Source organism: Lentzea aerocolonigenes (assembly GCF_000955955.1).
GTDB classification, from domain to species: domain Bacteria; phylum Actinomycetota; class Actinomycetes; order Mycobacteriales; family Pseudonocardiaceae; genus Lentzea; species Lentzea aerocolonigenes_A.
The window spans coordinates 24,547-35,220 of sequence record NZ_JYJG01000271.1 but is presented as its reverse complement, the minus strand read 5'-3'; the positions used below and the strand labels follow the sequence as shown (position 1 = coordinate 35,220).

Sequence of the window (10,674 nt, the reverse complement as noted above, 5' to 3'; positions counted from 1 at the left end):
CCTTCATCCACCTGACGTGGATGAAGGTTCCCTTCATCAAGCTCCTACCGAGAGTGCGGCCTCGGCGAATGCTTGTCGAGCTGGCTCATCGACACCTGCCGTGAGCCCGTGACAACAGCAACGCACTTCAGGAAGCGCTGCCGATCGGAATCCGCTGTCGCGGGACGCTGGGGGTTGCGCCCGGAATCGAACATGCCGAACAGGTTCTCGTACTTGAAACGGCCGTGCCAGACCGGTCACTCCAATGGCGCAGCACCAGTACGCGGAGCTACCACACCCGCTTTGAATGCCTCTGAAAGGGCGCTTCGCCAGTGCGGCAAAGGGCGCAGTCCCGCTGCTGCCCATGCCGCACCCGACAGCACCGAGTAGGCGGGCCGCGGAGCCGGTCGGGGGAAGTCAGCGGTGGTGCAGGGCTGCACGCGGGCCGGGTCGGCACCCAGCTCCTCGAAAATCGCCTGTGCGAAACGGAACCACGTCGTCTCGCCACCGCCCGTCGCGTGCAGCAGGCGTTGTTCCGGAAGAACCGAGGCGAGCTCGAGAAGTCCGGCGGCCAGGTCGTGCGACCACGTCGGCGCGCCGCGCTGGTCGTCCACAACGGACAGTGAAGGACGTGAGGATTCCAGCGCCGCCATGGTCTTCACGAAGTTCGATCCGTGCACGCCGTAGACCCACGAGGTGCGCACGACCCAGCCGCCCGCGTCGAGCACACGCCGTTCGCCCTCGAGCTTCGTTCGCCCGTAAGCGGACTTCGGACCGACCGGGTCGGACGGCTCGTACGGCCGCGTCCCATCACCGGCGAACACGTAGTCCGTCGACACGTGGATCATCGGAATGCCGAGGGACGCGCACGCGGAAGCGAGCAGACCGGGCCCGACTGCGTTGACCGCGAACGCACGGTCCTCGTCGGTCTCGGCCGCGTCGACGGCGGTGTACGCGGCACAGTTGATCACCGCGGAAGCACCGGAGAGATCAGCAGCCGCAACGGAAGTCACGTCGAGTTCGGCGGAGGACACCGCGCGGACGTCGGGAGACAGCAGAGCGAGGTCGCGGCCGAGCTGACCACGACCACCGGGAACGAGGATCAACGCGATCAGCCCTTCGCCAGCGCGGCGCGCTCCTTGAGCGGCTCCCACCACGCGCGGTTCTCGCGGTACCACTCGACCGTGTCGGCGAGCCCGACGGCGAAGTCGACCTGCGGCGCGTAACCCAGCTCCGAGGCGATCTTGGAGATGTCCACGGAGTAGCGGCGGTCGTGGCCCAAGCGGTCCTGCACCGGCTCGACGGACGACCAGTCGCGCCCGGTAGCGGCCAGCAGCTTCTCGGTCAGCTCGCGGTTCGTGAGCTCGGTGCCGCCACCGATGTTGTAGATCTCTCCCGGCCGACCGGCCTCCGCGACGAGCTGGATGCCGCGGCAGTGATCCGCGACGTGCAGCCAGTCGCGCACGTTCAGGCCGTCACCGTAGAGAGGCACCTTCCTGCCGTCGATCAAATTGGTGACGAAGAGAGGAATCACCTTTTCGGGGAACTGGTACGGCCCGTAATTGTTCGAACACCGGGTGATGCTCACCGGTAGTCCGTGCGTGCGGTGGAACGCGCGGGCGAGCAGGTCGGAAGAAGCCTTGGAAGCCGAGTACGGCGAGTTCGGTTCGAGGATGTGCTCCTCCGACCACGACCCGCTCTCGATGGAGCCGTAGACCTCGTCGGTCGACACGTGCACGAACCGGCCCACGCCCGCGTTCAGCGCGCCCTGCAGCAGTGTCTGCGTGCCCAGGACGTTGGTCAGCACGAAGTCCGCGGATCCGGTGATGGAGCGGTCGACGTGCGACTCTGCCGCGAAGTGGACGACCACGTCGACGCCGCGCATCTGGTCAGCGACCACGGCGGGGTCGCAGATGTCGCCGCGCACGAACTCGAACTTGCCGGCGACCGGAGCCAGGTTGGTCTCGCTGCCCGCGTAGGTGAGCTTGTCGAGCACCACCACTTCGGCACCCGCGAAGGCCGGGTACGAGCCGCTCACCAACTCCCGCACGTAGTGCGAGCCGATGAACCCGGCCCCACCTGTCACCAGTACGCGCATGCTCAATTCCTCCCGTGGTGTTCCACCGCTCGCAGTCTGTCACGTACTCAATCGCTGCAACCCACAGCGACGTCACGTCGTGTGTCTTATAAACGACTAAACTCGGCGTAGTGGGGGAGGAAACGACTGTGGAAGGCAGAAGTCTGCCGGTCAGGGTGGAGGGGACCACCCGGCCGACGACGGCTTTCCGCGCGTTCCTGGTGACCGGGCGAATTTTCGTCGCGCTCGCCTCGGCGGCTGTGCTGATCGTCACGTCGTACGGCTGGGCGAGGATCAAGAACGCCAACGACGGCATCGTCAAGACCGAGGTCATCTCCGAGGAACTCGCGAAGCAGGGCCCCAAGCCGCTCGACGGCGCGGTCGACATCCTGCTGGTCGGCATGGACAGCCGCACCGACGCGCAGGGCAAGCCGCTGTCGGAGGAAGCGCTGGCGCTGCTCAACGGCGGAATCGCCGACGGCGAGCAGAACACCGACACGATGATCCTCGTGCACATCCCGGTCGACGGCACGCGCGCGGTCGCGATCTCGTTCCCGCGCGACTCGTACGTCGAGATCGCGGACGGGTTCGGCAAGCACAAGCTCAACTCCGCGTTCGCCCGCCAGCGCAACACCGTCGACCAGCAGCTGCGCGCCAAGGGCGAGACGGACGAGCAGAAGATCCGCACCGAGTCGATGGCGGCCGGGCGCAAGACGTTGATCAAGACGATCGAGAACATGACCGGCGGGACCGTGCGCGTCGACCGGTACGCCGAGGTCAACCTGGCGAGCTTCTACGAGGTCACGAAGGCCATCGGCGGCGTCGAGGTGTGCGTGAAGGAGGACACCTCGGACACCGACTCCGGCGCGAACTTCAAGGCCGGGCCGCAGACGATCGAGGGCGCGCAGGCGTTGTCGTTCGTGCGGCAGCGTCACAACCTGCCGGGCGGCGACCTGGACCGCATCGTGCGCCAGCAGGTGTTCATCGGCGCGCTCGCGAAGAAGGTGCTGTCGACCGGCACGCTGACGGACTCGGACAAGCTGAACGGGCTGGTCGAGGCCATCCAGAAGTCGGTGATCCTGAGCACCGGCTGGGACATCACCACGTTCGCCGAGCAGATGCAGGGCCTGGTGGGCGGCAACATCGAGTTCCGCACCATCCCGGTGGGTGACCCGATGGACACCTACGGCGACGGCAACGTGCTGCCGGTGAACCCGTCCCAGGTGCGGAAGTTCCTCACCGGCCTCGCCTCGGACAAGTCGGCCAGCTCGTCGCCGCCGACGCCGACCACGACGCTGCCCGCGCCGCCGAACTCGTCGATCACCGTGCAGGTCTACAACGCGGCAGGCGTGCAGGGTCTCGCGAGCACCGTGCTGAACACGTTGGTGGCCAAGGGGTTCAAGCGCGGCACCTTCGCCTCGGCACCGCAGACCGGCGACACCACCGTGGTGAAGTTCGCGGCCGGTGAGGAGGGCTCCGCGCGCAAGGTGGCGGCCGAGCTCGGGCCGAACGTCGGCGTCGAGCCGGACACGTCCGTCCGAAAAGGACAGGTGCAGGTGTTCCTCGGCACCGACTACTCGCCCCCGGCCGAGGACGACGGCGAGGACGTCGACGCCCAGGGTGTGCCCGGCACTTCGTCGAGCGTCCCGTCGAGCAGCGTGCCGCCGATCACGGCGGGCGGACTGGTCTGCGTGAACTGAAATCCAGGCGTAACGAGCTTCCGATAGTTACGCTGAGCAGGAAAATCCAGTACACGGAGGACCGACGTTGAGCGCTGCCACCCGCGCGAAGAAGACCGCCCTGGTCATGGGCCGGACGGTCGTCGCGCTCGTCGCCGTGACAACGTTGGCGTTCTCCGGCTATTTCTGGACCGCGCTGCGGCTGGTGCAGCAGAACACGAACACCACGCAGATCCTCGAAGTGCTGGACGACATCCCGAACTCGCCACCGGCAGAGGACGGCGCGCTCGACATCCTCCTGGTGGGCAGCGACAGCCGAACGGACGCACAGGGCCGGCCACTTCCCGCGGACGTGCTGCGCAAGCTGCGCACCGAGAGCACGGACACGGTGAACACGGACACGATCATCGTGATGCGCATCCCGCGCAACGGCGGCAAGGCCAGTGCCATCTCGATCCCCCGCGACACGTACGTGCCGATCCCCGGTTTCCGCGAAGACAAGATCAACTCTGCGTACGGCGCGGTGAAGTACCTCACGGCCGAACGGCTGCAGGCCGAGGGCGTCTCGGATCAGCAGGACCGCGAGCGCAAGTCCGACGAGGCCGGGCGCAAGGCGCTGGTGCAGGTCGTGCAGGACCTCACCGGCATGCGGATCGACCACTACGCCGAGATCAACCTCTACGGCTTCTACCTGCTGACCGAGGTGATCGGCGGCGTGAAGGTGTGTCTGAAGGCCGGCACGTCGGACCCGAACTCGGGCGCGAACTTCCGCGCGGGCGAGCAGGTGATCTCGGGTGGTGACGCGCTGTCGTTCGTGCGGCAGCGGAACATGCCCGGCGGTGACCTGGGTCGCATCGCGCGGCAGCAGGTGTTCATGTCGCAGGCGATGAAGCAGCTGCTGTCCGCGGGCACGTTCACCGACCCCGGACGGCTGAACGGGCTGCTGGACGCCATCTCGAAGTCCGTGGTGGTGGACCAGAAGCTCGACCTGGCGACGCTGGCCGCGCAGGCGCAGGGCCTCGCGTCGGGCAACATGGAGTTCGCCACGATCCCGGTCACGAACATCGACGCGCGCAACGAGCGCGGCCAGAGCGTGGTCACGGTGGACCGCGACGCGGTGAAGGCGTGGGTGGCGCAGCTGATCGGCGAGACGCCGAAGCCCGCGCCCTCCTCCACCCCCACGTCGGCCTCGAAGTTCGGTCCTGACAAGCTTCTCTCGCTGGACGGCGCGCACACCGCCGTCGCCCAGCAGGATGTGCCCTGCGTCGACTAGGAGTGCCGCGTGAGCGTGACCGAGATCCTCTTCACGCCGTTGCTGAAGGCCGACTCCGGTCGTCCGCTGATCACGCACTACGACGACGCGACGGGTTCGCGGGTGGAGCTGTCCCGCGCGACGATCGCGAACTGGGCTGCCAAGACGGCGAACTGGCTGCGGGACGAGCACGACATCGAGCCCGGCGATCCGGTGGCGGTGCTGCTGCCCGCACACTGGCAGACCGTCGGTCTGCTGCTGGGCGCGTGGTGGTGCGGTGCCCGCGTCGTCGGCGCCGGTGACGATGCCCGCGTGGCCGTGGTTCCGCCGGGTGGCACGGCTGCCGCGGACGTCGTGGCCGTGGCTTCGTTGCACCCCATGGGGTTGGGCGCGGGTGCCCCGGTCGACTACCTGGACGACGTGCGCGTGCACGGCGACGACTTCACGCCGTGGTCCGCGGTTCCCGGCTCGACTCCGGCACTCGGTGAGTCCACTGTGGATGAAGTGGTGGCCGAGGCGCGCGAACTGGGCGCGAAGCTGGGTTCCGAACCGCGCGTCTTGTCCACTTTGGAGTGGAAGGTGCCTTCCGGTGTCCTGGAAGGCTTCCTGGCCGTGCTCGCGGCAGGCGGTTCGCTGGTGCAGGTGAGCAATCCCGACGCGGGCCTGCTGGCCGCGCGCCGGGAGAGCGAGCACGTCACGCTGCAGCTGGGTTGAGCACCTTGTTGTTCTTGAACAGCACGCGGTCCAGCGCGTAGGCACCGCCGTTGAAGCCGAGCGCGAGCGCGCCGGCACCGAGCACCACGACGAGTTCTCCGCCACCCTCGCCCAGCAGACCGTTCGAGATGTGCACCAGGAAGAACGCGCCGAGCATGTCGACGGCGAGCAGCACTCCGGCGATCGGCAGCGCCACCCCGGCGATCAGTGCGAGGCCACCGGCGAGCTCGACGGTCACGGCGAACGCGGCCGAGACCGAGGGCAGCGGCACACCCATCTTCTCGAACGACGCGCCGGTGCCGGCGAGACCGTACTCGGTCCACTTCTGCCAGCCGTGCGCGACGAACACGATGCCGATGCCGATCCGCCCGATGAGTGCGGCGACGTCCTTCACCATGGTGTCTGTTCCCCGATCCTGTCGTTCTGCTGTTGGTCGTTCAACTTCGAACCAAAACTAGTACAGTTTTGAACGACCTCATGAAAACGACAGGAACCCAACAGCTAACTCTTAAGTTGCACTCCCTCACCCTTCGCGTTCGTCAGCGTCAGCGAGCTGCGGTCGATCTTGTAGGTGACCTGGCCGCTCAACGCCGCCAGCACGGCCTTCTCGACTGACGTCTCATCCGCGCCGCACGCCTTGTCGGTGTGCACCAACGACTCGAACGTGATCGTCTGACCGTCCACTTTGTACGAAGCCGAGCCGTCGTTGCACCCGGTGAACACGCTCACCTTGCCGTTCTCGAACTTCAGCGTGGCCGGGACGCGGCCGGGGACCGACGACACGGCATCGGCCTGGATGAGGCTTTCGAGCTTCCAGGTGCCGCCTTCGAGCTTCGCCGGCGCTTCCGCGGTGAGCACGATCTCCGCACCAGAACCGGTGATCACGAGCGTGCCGCCGTCGAGCTTCCACGCCGGGCCCGCGCTGAGGAGCTTCGACAGCCACTGGTCCTGGGTGTGCAGATCGGGGTTCGGGCAGCCCATGGCGGTCATGCCGAGGTCGCTGACCTGGAGCTTGCCGCCGTCCAGCGTGACCGGGCCCTGCATCTGGTTGCAGCCGGCATTGGCGAGCAGGCGTCCGTCGTCGGTGAATCTCAGCTCCACCCTGGTGCCCTCGACCATGGCACGCGGCTTGCCCTGTTCGGTGACGGACGTGGACGTGAACACTTTTCCCTGCACGTCACTCCTCCCTTGCCCGGCGGACCTGTTACCGCACCCGGTGGCGAGCAGGGCGACGGCGATCGCGGCGACGAGAACTCGGTAGCTCATGCGAAGAGGACGGAACACGAGGTCTCCTGGGTTGCCCGAAGGCCGGACACGGGATCGCCGTGTCCGGCCAACAGGATTCGACGTCACGGGGACAGGGACTCCGCGAAGTCGTAGAGGCTCTTGATGTCGTTGTCGAAGTACGGCCCGTCCATCTGGCTCGGGTCGTTGTGCCGGTGGCTGACCACGCTGTTGATGTAGCCGAGCCCGTTGGCGTCGTTGTACTCCTGCAACCACGGACCACCACTCGATCCGCCGGTCATGTTGCACCAGGCGCGGACCTGCTGGGCGTGGCCGTTCCAGGTCGTGCCCTGGCAGAAGTACTGCAGCTCACCGGTGAACGGAGGACCCGCGGGGTAGCCGAGGATCGTCACCGCCACCGAGTAGCCCCAGTTCCAGCGCAAACCGTTGCCACCCACGACGTTCGCGATCGAGTTGCCGCCGAGGGTCTGCATGATCACGATGCCCATGTCCTCGTCGCTGTTGCTGGAGTTGATCCAGGCCGTGCGAGAGGTGAGCTGGTACGCGCTCCACGTGCCGAACGGCCGCGCGCCGTTGCGGTAGCGGGGAACGAAGACCCAGTTGGACATCCACTGGCCACCGGCACCGCCGTGCACGCAGTGCCCCGCCGTCTGGACCAGTTTTCTCTTGGCACTGCTGACAGTCGCGGCCGAGCACACGTAGTTCAGGCCGTTGGCCGGGTTGGTGAAGAACACCTTGCCGACCGTCTGCGACTCGTTGAGCATCGTCCCGATGCCTTGGGCCTGCTCGGTCTTGACCTTCACCGAGGGCGCAACGCCCTCGATGCTGCCCGCACGCCCCGAGGGCTGGGGTGCGGACTTCGCCTTGACCGTGGCAGGACCTTCGGCCGGGATCGCGCCGGCCATGCGCTCCGGAGTCCAGTAAGCCTCGGCTGCGGCAGCCGTCTGGATCTTGTTGTCGGAGGTTCTGGCCAGGCTGGCTGAGCTGCCGTTCGGTGCCGCCTGCGCGGTCGGCACGAAGACAGAAGCAGCCAGAACGAATCCAAACGCTAACGAAACAGTTCTTTTCGCTCTCATTCGAAATACCCCACTAAACGAGGTTAACTTGCGGCAACGCGAACGTAGCGATGCCTCTGACCTGGTGTCCAGCGGTGCATTTGAAGTTGCTCTGTTCAGCACAACTCCCATTCCATGCCTGCCAGAAAAAGGTCCGTCCGGGTCATTTCGACGTTGAATGTGCAGGATCGGAAAGCGCTATCCAGTGAGTTGATCTTGAAGTTGGGGCTTGACAGGCGGGTCGCTCGTGACTGTACTTAACCTCACGGTTAGATAACCAAGTGGTCAGGTATGAGATGGACCAGCTGAGCGCCACCTTCGCCGCACTGGCGGACCCGACCCGCCGGGCGATCCTCGCGCGGCTCACCGAGGGGCCCGCGACGGTGAAGGAGCTCTCCGAGCCGTTCGACATGAGCGGCCCGGCGATCTCCAAGCACCTGCGCGTGCTGGAGAAGGCAGGCCTGATCACGCGTGGCAGGGAGGCCCAGTGGCGCCCCTGCCAGCTCGACGCGACGCCTCTCCGGGAGGTCTCCGCGTGGGCTGAGAACTACCGCCGCTTCTGGGATGCGAGCTACACGCGCCTGGACGCACTCTTGACCGAGATGAAGGAGAACGAGCAATGACCACCGTCAAGTTCGGCACCACCGTGACCCTGCCGTCCAACAACGAGATCGCGATGTCCCGCACGTTCGACGCGCCCGCTTCGTTGGTGTGGAAGGCGTTCACCGAGCCTTCGTTGCTGCGACGCTGGCTGCTCGGCCCCGACGGCTGGGAGATGCCGATCTGCGAGGTCGATCTGCGCGTGGGCGGCAAGTGGCGCTACGGGTGGGCTTTGCCGGACGGTTCGCAGGCCTTCGAGATGTACGGCGAGTACACAGAGGTCACGCCGTTCTCGCGGCTGGTGAACACCGAGCACTTCGAGGACAACCCGCCTGCCGTGACGACCGTGGAGTTCGTCGAGGTCGATGGGCGGACGACGATGACCACCACCATGCGGCTGGTGTCGCAGGAGGCCCGGGACGCGGTGCTGGCGACCGGGATGTCGGACGGGGCGGGGCGCAGCTACGAGCGGCTGGGCGAGGTGCTGGCGTCGCTGTGACCCGTTCGGCGGAGTAATAAGTGCCGGCGGGTGGGCGATGCTCCGCGTGACCGGTCACGCGGAGGGTTGTCCATGGCCACGCCAGTCCTGCTGCTCGTCGTCCTGATCATGCTCGCGGTCGTCGCCGCCGCCGTGTGGTCGTCGCGCCGGACCGCTCGGCGTGCGGAAACCAGGAGTGCCACCGCGGTCGAGGCCGCGAAGCTGGCGATCGTCACCGCCACGACCCACCAACCGCCGGCCGACCTCGAACAGGGACGCATCCGCACGTTCCTGATGCTCGACGAGAGCTCGATCATGACGATGTACAGCCAGACCCCGCAGGCCGCGGCTGAGGCTCGGATACGCGAGGTCGAGCGCGGCACGCACCGCGAGGGATCGCTGGGACTGAGCGGTTCGCTGGTCGAGGCGGGTGGCAAGCGTTCGCGTGGAGAGACCGTGCGGGAGACGTTCGAGGCGGAGACGAACGCCGCTCGCGCGCTCGACGTCGTGCTCCAGCACCTCGCCGCGAACTCCGAGCTCACGCAGGTGGACTTGACCCTGGCGCACCTGGATCCGGCCGTGCAGGGCTACGTGAAGATCAAGGCCTCGTTCCGGATCACCTTGCGGGAAACCGACATCACCGTGACGGCTCCCGGAGTCAGGTTCTCCGTGCCTCGGCCGTGGGTGACAGCCTCGGCGTCCGCCGCTTTCGCCGATGGCGAGTCCATCACCGCGATCTGCTTCGGCCGCACGGCACGCTGGGAGGACGACACGCTGGTCGTCCTCCCCTCCGCGCTCTACCTCGCCTAGCGGCCGTACTTGAGATACGCCTTGTCGTAGACGGTGTCGTACGGCTTGACGCACTCGTCGTGCGCCTTCTCCGCCTGCTCGCCCAGCTCGTAGATGCCCTCCGGGCTGCTCACGCGGAACCCGTTGCCGCGCATGCATTCCACGTACGCCTTGAGCGCCTTCTGGACGTGCCGTACACCGCGGCTCTGGAGGCTGGAGTGCCTCGTCATTGGGTGACGAGATCTCCGAGGGGCACGCGCGGATGAACCTGGCGTGGCTGCTGTCACGGCGCGGCAAGGACACCGACGCGCTTCTTCAGCACGAGCGTGCTCTCTCGTTGTACCGCTTGTGTGGCAACGAATACGCGGAAGCCCGCGCCCTGAACGCCCTCGGCGAGAAGCTGGCCGTCATGGACCGCGCATCCGAGGCCGTGCCGTTCTGCTCTTCGGCGTTGGAGGTGATGGAGCGGCTCGGCGACACCCAGGGCATCGCCATCGTGCTGGACAGCCTCGGCTACGCCCACTACCGCCTGGGCTCGTTCGCCGAGGCCGTCTCCTTGTACGAGCGAGCTCTGCCGTTGCGTGAGGAGGGTGGCGACCGCCATTCGATCGCGGTGCTGCACGACGGCCTCGGCGACGCCTCTCGGCGCTTGGTGATCGTGTTTTGGCGCGCTCGTCCTGGCGCCGAGCGTTGGAAATCCTGGAAGGCGTGCCGCATCAGGACGCGGCAGACGTGCGCGTGAAGCTGGACGGAGCGTAGTCACCTTTTGTGACCACGGTTCCCCCAGTAGGGGCTCTGTGCTGCGG

13 protein-coding genes are annotated in these 10,674 nt (G+C 66.8%); 7 read left to right on the top strand and 6 right to left on the bottom strand.

Going from position 1 to position 10,674, the window contains the following annotated elements; genetic code table 11:
* Nucleotides 1–236 precede the first annotated feature (236 nt).
* Together rfbD and rfbB are read right to left on the bottom strand one after the other, a co-directional pair.
* On the bottom strand, nucleotides 237–1,091 hold the full coding sequence (gene rfbD, locus UK23_RS31395; protein WP_156213512.1) for a dTDP-4-dehydrorhamnose reductase: 855 nt from the start codon (nucleotides 1,089–1,091) through the stop codon (nucleotides 237–239).
* On the bottom strand, nucleotides 1,091–2,077 hold the full coding sequence (gene rfbB, locus UK23_RS31390; RefSeq protein WP_045315307.1) for a dTDP-glucose 4,6-dehydratase: 987 nt from the start codon (nucleotides 2,075–2,077) through the stop codon (nucleotides 1,091–1,093). Before rfbB ends, rfbD begins: the two co-directional genes overlap by 1 nt.
* A gap of 128 nt (nucleotides 2,078–2,205) precedes the next feature.
* On the opposite strand from rfbB, the gene UK23_RS31385 reads away from it, so the two are divergent.
* The 3 genes from UK23_RS31385 (at nucleotide 2,206) to UK23_RS31375 (ending at nucleotide 5,701) form a co-directional block, all read left to right on the top strand.
* Nucleotides 2,206–3,756 carry an LCP family protein gene (locus tag UK23_RS31385; RefSeq protein ID WP_231114762.1) on the top strand — a complete coding sequence of 517 codons (1,551 nt, stop codon included), beginning with the start codon at nucleotides 2,206–2,208 and terminating at the stop codon, nucleotides 3,754–3,756.
* A 67-nt stretch (nucleotides 3,757–3,823) separates the two neighbouring features.
* On the top strand, nucleotides 3,824–5,008 hold the full coding sequence (locus tag UK23_RS31380) for an LCP family protein (protein ID WP_231114761.1): 1,185 nt from the start codon (nucleotides 3,824–3,826) through the stop codon (nucleotides 5,006–5,008).
* Between the two features lie 9 nt (nucleotides 5,009–5,017).
* On the top strand, nucleotides 5,018–5,701 hold the full coding sequence (locus UK23_RS31375; RefSeq protein WP_045315305.1) for a TIGR03089 family protein: 684 nt from the start codon (nucleotides 5,018–5,020) through the stop codon (nucleotides 5,699–5,701).
* Here UK23_RS31375 and UK23_RS31370 read toward each other — a convergent pair.
* From UK23_RS31370 to UK23_RS31360, 3 genes are all read right to left on the bottom strand, one after another.
* On the bottom strand, nucleotides 5,682–6,098 hold the full coding sequence (locus tag UK23_RS31370) for a DoxX family protein (protein ID WP_045315304.1): 417 nt from the start codon (nucleotides 6,096–6,098) through the stop codon (nucleotides 5,682–5,684). The genes UK23_RS31375 and UK23_RS31370 overlap by 20 nt on opposite strands.
* Before the next feature lie 104 nt (nucleotides 6,099–6,202).
* Nucleotides 6,203–6,967 (bottom strand): META domain-containing protein, encoded by a 765-nt coding sequence (locus UK23_RS31365; protein WP_052685225.1) that lies wholly within the window; start codon nucleotides 6,965–6,967, stop codon nucleotides 6,203–6,205.
* 83 nt (nucleotides 6,968–7,050) lie between these two features.
* Entirely contained in the window at nucleotides 7,051–7,962 is a 912-nt protein-coding gene (locus UK23_RS31360) for a trypsin-like serine peptidase (RefSeq protein ID WP_196777959.1), read from the bottom strand.
* A gap of 335 nt (nucleotides 7,963–8,297) precedes the next feature.
* On the opposite strand from UK23_RS31360, the gene UK23_RS31355 reads away from it, so the two are divergent.
* From UK23_RS31355 to UK23_RS31345, 3 genes are all read left to right on the top strand, one after another.
* Nucleotides 8,298–8,624: an ArsR/SmtB family transcription factor gene (locus UK23_RS31355; RefSeq protein WP_156213511.1), complete on the top strand. Its 327-nt coding sequence runs from the start codon at nucleotides 8,298–8,300 to the stop codon at nucleotides 8,622–8,624.
* On the top strand, nucleotides 8,621–9,100 hold the full coding sequence (locus UK23_RS31350) for an SRPBCC domain-containing protein (RefSeq protein WP_045315302.1): 480 nt from the start codon (nucleotides 8,621–8,623) through the stop codon (nucleotides 9,098–9,100). Before UK23_RS31355 ends, UK23_RS31350 begins: the two co-directional genes overlap by 4 nt.
* A 72-nt stretch (nucleotides 9,101–9,172) precedes the next feature.
* The gene (locus UK23_RS31345; RefSeq protein ID WP_045315301.1) at nucleotides 9,173–9,889 is read left to right on the top strand and encodes a hypothetical protein; all 717 of its coding nucleotides are present in this window, start codon (nucleotides 9,173–9,175) and stop codon (nucleotides 9,887–9,889) included.
* Here the strand turns inward: UK23_RS31345 and UK23_RS31340 are convergent.
* Nucleotides 9,886–10,098 carry a hypothetical protein gene (locus UK23_RS31340; RefSeq protein ID WP_045315300.1) on the bottom strand — a complete coding sequence of 71 codons (213 nt, stop codon included), beginning with the start codon at nucleotides 10,096–10,098 and terminating at the stop codon, nucleotides 9,886–9,888. The two genes, UK23_RS31345 and UK23_RS31340, sit on opposite strands and share 4 nt — an antisense overlap.
* Between UK23_RS31340 and UK23_RS31335 the strand changes: the two genes are divergently transcribed.
* The gene (locus UK23_RS31335) at nucleotides 10,098–10,610 is read left to right on the top strand and encodes a tetratricopeptide repeat protein (protein ID WP_045315299.1); all 513 of its coding nucleotides are present in this window, start codon (nucleotides 10,098–10,100) and stop codon (nucleotides 10,608–10,610) included. The genes UK23_RS31340 and UK23_RS31335 overlap by 1 nt on opposite strands.
* The last annotated feature ends 64 nt before the right edge of the window (nucleotides 10,611–10,674 follow it).

Excerpts from the sequence above, each read along its gene's own strand:
- rfbB (WP_045315307.1), bottom strand. The coding sequence starts at position 2,077 with ATGCGCGTACTGGTGACAGGTGGGGCCGGGTTCATCGGCTCGCACTAC.
- UK23_RS31370 (WP_045315304.1), bottom strand. The coding sequence starts at position 6,098 with ATGGTGAAGGACGTCGCCGCACTCATCGGGCGGATCGGCATCGGCATC.
- UK23_RS31365 (WP_052685225.1), bottom strand. The coding sequence starts at position 6,967 with ATGAGCTACCGAGTTCTCGTCGCCGCGATCGCCGTCGCCCTGCTCGCC.
- UK23_RS31355 (WP_156213511.1), top strand. The coding sequence starts at position 8,298 with ATGGACCAGCTGAGCGCCACCTTCGCCGCACTGGCGGACCCGACCCGC.
- UK23_RS31350 (WP_045315302.1), top strand. The coding sequence starts at position 8,621 with ATGACCACCGTCAAGTTCGGCACCACCGTGACCCTGCCGTCCAACAAC.
- UK23_RS31345 (WP_045315301.1), top strand. The coding sequence starts at position 9,173 with ATGGCCACGCCAGTCCTGCTGCTCGTCGTCCTGATCATGCTCGCGGTC.
- UK23_RS31340 (WP_045315300.1), bottom strand. The coding sequence starts at position 10,098 with ATGACGAGGCACTCCAGCCTCCAGAGCCGCGGTGTACGGCACGTCCAG.